The following is a 7,223-nucleotide window of genomic DNA, read 5'->3' on the forward strand; positions in this document are numbered from 1 at the left end:
ACCAATTGCTTCTAATACACTTAAAGGATTCATATTCTTAGATTAATTTTGTTTTATTTCGCATAACGAACTAGACTAACCGACGTAGGCTGACCCTGAGTCCCGACGGGACGTTAGGGACTGGCCACGACACTTGCGCAGGCAAGGGGAGTGCCAGAAGCCTATGTGTCGCAGACCGAACGAGGGCGTAAGTCCCGAAGTGAAGCGGTTAGTCGTTGTTATACGCTGTTGTGCTTATTGTCAATAACAGATTATTTTTTACTTAAGAGCGTGTTGATTGTTTTTCTAGCTTAGAAGCATAATAGATTTATATCAAGTGTTTTGTATATCTTCTTGTTCTATTTCTTCGTCGTCTCCAGCAAGATGAGCCATTATTAAATCTTCTAATGTTATTAATGTATTATCCCACTTTTCAATTGCTGCGTGGAAGTCATGTGCTGCAAATTTAAGAAAATCATTTACATCTTTAAGATAATTTGATTCAGTATTTTCGTCAATAAGATTGATTAGATGTTGGATTTCGAAGCGAAGCATTAATCTTTCAACTTCAGGGTTTGGGTAATGCTTTGTAAAAATATCAAGTGTCGAGTATTTTGTTCGTAGTTTCTGAATTATTTCAGCTATTAGTTCGTTAAACTCAGGAAGATATGTGTCTTCTTCATTATCTAATTTATCACCTAGATCTTCCAATTTAGAAAGTAGTTCGTCTTCATTTGCTCTTGCCAGAGCGTATACTAATGTATGAAAAATTCGAACATTTTCGTCAAAAAATTCTGGAGTTTCATCGTATCCATTAAAATTATCTTCATCATTTTCCATTGTTTTACTCATATCTGTAAATTAAAAATTTTTGAATTAAAATTAGCACAATAGCGTATAACGAACTAGACTAACCGACGTAGGCTGGCCCTGAGTCCCGACGGGACGTTAGGGACTGGAACGACGCTTGCGCAAGCAAGAGGAGTGCCAGAAGCCTATGTGTCGGAGACCGAGCGAGGGCGCCAGTCCCGAAGTGAAGCGGTTAGTCGCTGTTATGCGTAGTTCATTCTTAGCTTATCTATGTTTATTTTTAGCTAGTTTTGATTCGTTTAATTTTACAATATCTAATGCTTGTCTAAAACAAGGGTGTATTTCCCATTCCATTCCAAAGTCAGAATTAGTTCTATTTGATAAAAAATCGGGCATTTCTTCAAAATAATAATGATGATATTGGTCTGTTTCTATGTTAGATCTTGCAACGATGAACCCAATTCTATATAAAAAATGGCCGATTTGTAAAGGTGAGTTTACTTTTTCTCCATCAATAATTGTCGAAAGGTGATTTAGAATTTTATTTTTAATTGTTAATATCAACTCATCCCTAGATAGTCTTCGTTCAACTCCACGAAATGCGTTTATAATTTCTTCTATGTCCTTACTTTGATGCTTATGCTCCGATATTAAGTCAGATATTCTTTTTTTGCCGTATTCTCCCCAGACTGTTGTTAGAATATTTCGATTTATTAGTGTTTTGTTTTCTGATAAAGCTTGTTTTTGCGCGAGTTTGCATAATTGGATCCCCCATCTCGGTCTGCTGTATGATAGAGTATATAAAACTCTGTAAGTATATTGTAGCTTTGCACCCCATTCCATTTGTTTTTCAAATACTTGATTAAGGTAGTAGTTATCTTTGTAGCTCGTATAATACTCTTTTTTTCTTGCAATCTTATTCTTATTAAATTCATACTCAAGTCTCTTATAAAGCAATTGCTTGAAAACTGATTCAGACCACTTTAATTCTTGAACATATTGTTCAACTTTATCCAATGATTCATCAAATCTTCTTATGATTGGCCAGACATCAGATCTCATTGTAATTCGGAAGCTTATATCTTTTACATCTTGCAGTAAATATCTACAAGCTGAGAAGAAAGTGCTTAGTTCTAAAAGTTCTTTTTCTTTATTTTGAAATGTTGCATCTAAGTCATCTATTAAGAAGATAATGTAATTACAATTAAATCTTTTGAGAAGTTCTAATTCATTTTTTATTGGAATCTTTTCAGTTGTAATTTGTTTTTTTTCAATTACAAGTTTTAATCTATCGAGTAATGAGCTAATTATGGATCTTGAGCGAAATCCTTCTAATTCAGCGGTTTCAACTAAAGAAATCGAGTCATCGCTAAGCGCTAAATTTATGTTTTTTGCTATTTCTCTATTTATGATAGTGGCAATTCTTTTCATCCAATCTGCAATATAATCTTGCGGATTTTCAAGAGTTGATTTTAAGTTTAACCTTTCTCTTGAAATATCAGCTCCTCTAATTTTAACGATAAGGGGTTTTATATCTAAATAATGATCTGGAATGGAAAGCCATTGAATTAATGCCGATTTTCCAATCCCTTTTTTTGCTGTAGCAATAACAATTTTTTCATTTAAGTTTGTAAATGTTTTTATGTTTGGAAGTTCTACGAAATATCGTTTAAGTTCTCCAGGTTCGATATCATCACCGGCTTCGTTGCCAAAATTTATTGATCTGAGTTCTTGTGTTGTTAGCATTTTTTTTCCTTTTTATGATTATTTTGAATGAATTACGCATAACGAACTAGACTAACCGACGTGGGCTGGCCCTGAGTCCCGGACGGGACGTTAGGGATTGGCGCGACGCTTGCGTAAGCAAGAGGAGTGCCAAAAGCCTATGTGTCGTAGACCGAACGAGGGCGCCAGTCCCGAAGTGAAGCGGTTAGTCGCTGTTATGCGCAGTAAATGGTCGCTATAATAAGAGTAAGACTATTATATAATTTCTATTCTATTATAATTATCTTATTCTTTTCATTTTCAGATTGATTAGAATTACTTTCTTTGTCGAACCAATTTATATGATTTTTTCTCACTTTGTGAAAGCGCACAATTGGGTTGTCACTTTTAGTAAGATATATTCTAAAATTATTCATAGGAAAGTCTCTTTCTAGTTTTTCTTTCCACATTTCAGAAATATGTTTTCCTATGTTCCAAGCATCTTTGAAATCAGGATGTTCGGTATCCCAGAATGGCTCATCGGGTAAGTCTGCAGAATGGGTAAATAAATCAAGTATGTGTAAGTGATTTATGAAACATTCAGCTTCAATAGGATCTGTTGGAATTTTTGCTACCTTTGAATATTCACTTTTAATAAAAATCATTCCATTTATATCGATAAATTCAGGCCAAAAGTAATCAGATATAATTTTGTGTATCCAACCTACTTGAGCATTATCATTTGGAAGATTTCCTTCAAATCCATTCGAAATTCGTTTTTGAGCCTTTGATAAAATCTCTTTATAATCTTCCTTAAACATTGCAGAGGTTGTTTTCTCAACTTTCGCTGCAACTTGCTGGATTGTGATATATTCTGAAGGATGTTTGAAGTTCAGCCTATTAGTATCAGCAAAGCGAGCAAAAAATTCGAAAAGAATTATTGCTTCATCTTCACTTATTTCTAAAGAATATTTTTTCATTATTTCCTTAAATTTCTACAATGGAAAAGATACTCATTCATTTTTGTATTTAAGTTTTAAATTTTGACCGTTTATTGCGCATAACGAACTAGGCTTCTCGAAGTTTCCTGTAGCCGAGCCTCCGAAGGAGGCGTTGGCGTCGGCGCGTCTTGTTGCGAAGCAAGAAGCGTGCCGGAAGGGAATTTGCCGTAGGCCAAGCGCGGGCCCCGCGAAGAGGAGGACTTCAGCGAAGCGAAACAGAAGTCCGTAACGAGCGGATAAGGTCCCAAGCGAAGCGAGAAACCGTTGTTAATTGCAGTTAGTTATTATAGAAAAGATTTCGAGTCGAAAGGCAACACCTTTGAGCGCAAATTTTCTCTTAGATTTTAAAAAGCATAAATCGCAAATTGCACTTTCGTGGAGATAATAACTTCAATCGTTCTCTTTTTAAGCGTTAAACGACACAGCCTCTTAAAAAATTTGCGCGTTTTTTCTTTTGATTAACTAATTGCAATTAACGAACTAGGGGAGACGACGTTCCCTGACCCTGAGTCCCGGCGACGGGACGTTAGGGACTGGCACGTAGCTTGCGTATGCGAGCGAGTGACAGAAAGGGAATGTGTCGCAGACCGAGCGAGGGCGTAAGTCCCGAAGCGAAGCGGTTAGTCGCTGTTATATGCAGTAAGTGCGAATTTAATTAGTTTATCCCCAAGCGAAACATGGATGTTAAGCTTGGGGATATTTATTTTATTTTGCAGAATTCCATTTTTTCTCAGACCAGTTGAAATTTAAATTAAAATTTGATTGGAATAACTCACCTAAATTAAAAAGGAAGGTTTCAGAATTCTTCATATTGATTTTATTTGAATGTGATTTAATATAGATTTCGAAAATAATATTATCAATAGATTTAATAAAACTTTTATATTTCTTCAATTTTAAGAAAATATATTTCATAGCTCCTGCAGGCATGAAGTCGCACGATAGATCACTGTCTTGTGAAGCTACATAAAAACCTAGGTAGATAATAGTATCAATGTAATTTTCTATTCTATCGCTTTGTTTTAGGTCAATGAGTAGTTCGTATAATTCACAAATTCTCATAATTGATAAGCAGGCAGATGGAATGTTGTGTGCTTGTATTAGATTAATGCATAGATTACGAGGTTCATAAAAGAAGGAGTATAAATGTTCATTCAAATAATTGTTTAATAGATCAGATTGATTATTATTGATTTTTTCTAAAAGACCTTTGAATACACAAAAATTACAATCTAAAAGAATTAATGGATACTTATCGATCCGATAAGCTGAGTAATATTCAAAATACTTGTATAAAGCTTCGAATATATTGCTGAAAACATATTCGTTATTTCTGCTTATCATTATAGGTTGTTTGTTGATATCATATTTTATAATAACTTTTTCGGATACGCGGCTAAATGTTCGAATTATGTTTTCGTTAGTGTCATTGTCAGTTTCTTTTTTGAAGAAATCTTCACTGAAACAAAGGAATACGTTAAGGATATTGTTTATTTCATTGAAATTTTCTTTTGAGGATGAATCAACTAAATGTTCAAAAGTATCAAAGATATCGTTGCAAAAATTGAATTGTTCGTTTTTAATGTGATAAGATATTAATTTTTCTAGAGAATGAATTAATTCGGTTAGAAAGGGACGATAATTTACATTGACTGCTGAACTGTACAAGCTATTGATTATGCTGCAATACTCTAGCAAAAGCTTTTTTGATAATAATTGATCCTTTGAATTATGTAATTTTTTGAAAAGTCCGTCATATGACGATAATAAGGAATCTAAAGCCCGATTAAAATCGGTAATATATATATTTGTTAAATTATAGTTTAATATATTTGTAATAACTGCAAAAATATTCTCATAGTTTTCGCTAATTTGGATTTCAATTTTTTCATTTCTCTCTTTGTCTTTCTCATGGATTAGTTTTAGTTTAGCTAATTCCTTTTTGTTAAGTTCTGTATTTTCTTCAATTCCATGCGTCGAAATTATGATTGATTTTGATAGATACGAAAAATCAATTGAAGGTAAGCCATAATTTTTATATAAATATATGGTTAGTTTGTTAAAATCAATATTTTTAAGGTAATTCTCAATAAAATTCCCTGGATTTATTTGCTTTATTGCAAAGATAATAAACAAAACAATCGGAAGAAAATTTATATAAAATAATATAAATATAGATAGTGAAAATTTATTTGATGAGATTAGGTTATAGGAATTGAAATTTATGCAAGCTATGAAATCGTATTCCTTAATTGTTAAAAGATAGCTTGATAATCCCGATATAAAAATTATGAATAAGGCTATAAAAAAGTATATTAATAATCTTATGTCTTTGATGAATTTATAACCATTAAAACTGCTATGCTCTTTGTTTGTTAGTTGTATGAATACGAAAAGAATTGGCAATATAATGCTGAAAGATGTAATCTGTGCATTGAAAATGGTATTGTAATATGTTAATAAATTATTATTCATAATATTGGCGAGGCCAGGACGGCTGAGCGAAAGATTTTGCACTTATTGCATATAACGAACTAGGCTTACCGACGTTCCCTGACCCTGAGTCCCAGGGGGACGTTAGGGACTGGCATAGAGCTTGCCTTTTGCAAGCGAATGCCAGAAAGGGAATGTGTCGGAGACCGAGCAAGGGCGAGCAGTGCGAGTCCCGAAGCGATGCGGTAAGCCGTAGTTATACGCCGTCATGTCGTTGAAGAGTTGATATATTGAATTTCACCATTATAATTTGGTAACATGACTTTTAGCTGACTTGTGATAGAATTCTGATCAGAGTTTCTATTTATAATAACGATTTTTTTTAGTTTCTCTGGAATTACTACTGATAGTGTTACCATCAAGTCGGTATCGTATATATTTAACCCAACACCCCAGAGATATAATTCTTCACAGTTCGCGAAACAGTTATTAAAAACTTGTGCAATAGACTCTAAGTATATGTCTTTATTTCCTTTTAACAAGATAATCCTTTCTTCTTGAGTTAGAAATGATGGATTTAAAGAATGAAATGTTAGGAACTCGAAGTTTTCCGACATATATTGCGATGGCATAAACATTGTTTCTGGATTTAGAACATTGCCATGTAAGTAGCCTACATTACCTAACAAATCATCATTCCAAGCAAGATTGTCCCAGTTTAAAGTGAGGAATAATGTTTCGAGAAATTCTTCCTTGGTTTTAAGTAAGTCATAAATTATCTTAATCTCTGGCTGAAATTTTAAACTTTTATTTTCTACAGATTTATTAAATTCATCTGCAATTGCGTTGTTAAATTCATTGAGATTTTTTATTATTTCGAGTGAACTCGAATAGTCGTTTTTACTTGCCTTGTCTTTTAATAATTTTGACCTAAAAACTCTTTTTAAATGTGTTATTAGAATTATGGCTTCTAAAGTTTTATTTTCTTGAACATATTTTTTTAAATCAATTCTACCTGAACCTTTTACGAGCTCCTTCTCTAAGAATACTTTTTTTACTGGGTCCCAACCATTAGAAACCGAACCATTGCCTGCTATGATTAATCTTTTAACTGTTAATTCCTTTAGGTTTTTGGAAGGAAGTTTTTCCACTGCAATTTTAAATAGATTTCCATAATTGTGAAATTCAATTTTCTCCATTGGTTTTTCCATGATGGCGTATAACGACCAAAGCTAACCGAAGTTCCGTGTAGCTGAGCCTCTGCAAGAGGCGTTAGCTTGACACGGAATTTGCCTT

5 protein-coding genes are annotated in these 7,223 nt (G+C 33.4%); all 5 read right to left on the bottom strand.

The features are described 5' to 3' along the window. Positions 1-312: 312 nt before the first annotated feature. Positions 313-819 (bottom strand): hypothetical protein, encoded by a 507-nt coding sequence (locus EHR01_RS10125; RefSeq protein ID WP_135694677.1) that lies wholly within the window; start codon positions 817-819, stop codon positions 313-315. Positions 820-1,053: 234 nt separating this feature from the next. Further along, complete coding sequence (locus tag EHR01_RS10130; protein ID WP_135694678.1) at positions 1,054-2,535, bottom strand: P-loop ATPase, Sll1717 family; 1,482 nt, start codon at positions 2,533-2,535, stop codon at positions 1,054-1,056. A 245-nt stretch (positions 2,536-2,780) separates the two neighbouring features. Then, the gene (locus tag EHR01_RS10135; protein WP_135694679.1) at positions 2,781-3,473 is read right to left on the bottom strand and encodes a hypothetical protein; all 693 of its coding nucleotides are present in this window, start codon (positions 3,471-3,473) and stop codon (positions 2,781-2,783) included. A gap of 726 nt (positions 3,474-4,199) precedes the next feature. Beyond that, complete coding sequence (locus tag EHR01_RS10140) at positions 4,200-5,630, bottom strand: hypothetical protein (RefSeq protein WP_135694680.1); 1,431 nt, start codon at positions 5,628-5,630, stop codon at positions 4,200-4,202. Between the two features lie 563 nt (positions 5,631-6,193). Continuing rightward, positions 6,194-7,126 carry a hypothetical protein gene (locus EHR01_RS10150; protein WP_135694682.1) on the bottom strand — a complete coding sequence of 311 codons (933 nt, stop codon included), beginning with the start codon at positions 7,124-7,126 and terminating at the stop codon, positions 6,194-6,196. Positions 7,127-7,223 lie beyond the last annotated feature (97 nt).

The organism is Leptospira mtsangambouensis, assembly GCF_004770475.1.
GTDB classification, from domain to species: Bacteria; Spirochaetota; Leptospiria; order Leptospirales; family Leptospiraceae; genus Leptospira_A; species Leptospira_A mtsangambouensis.

Coding starts and splice junctions, on each gene's coding strand:
- EHR01_RS10125 (WP_135694677.1), bottom strand. CDS start 819: ATGGAAAATGATGAAGATAATTTTAATGGATACGATGAAACTCCAGAA.
- EHR01_RS10130 (WP_135694678.1), bottom strand. CDS start 2,535: ATGCTAACAACACAAGAACTCAGATCAATAAATTTTGGCAACGAAGCC.
- EHR01_RS10135 (WP_135694679.1), bottom strand. CDS start 3,473: ATGAAAAAATATTCTTTAGAAATAAGTGAAGATGAAGCAATAATTCTT.
- EHR01_RS10150 (WP_135694682.1), bottom strand. CDS start 7,126: ATGGAGAAAATTGAATTTCACAATTATGGAAATCTATTTAAAATTGCA.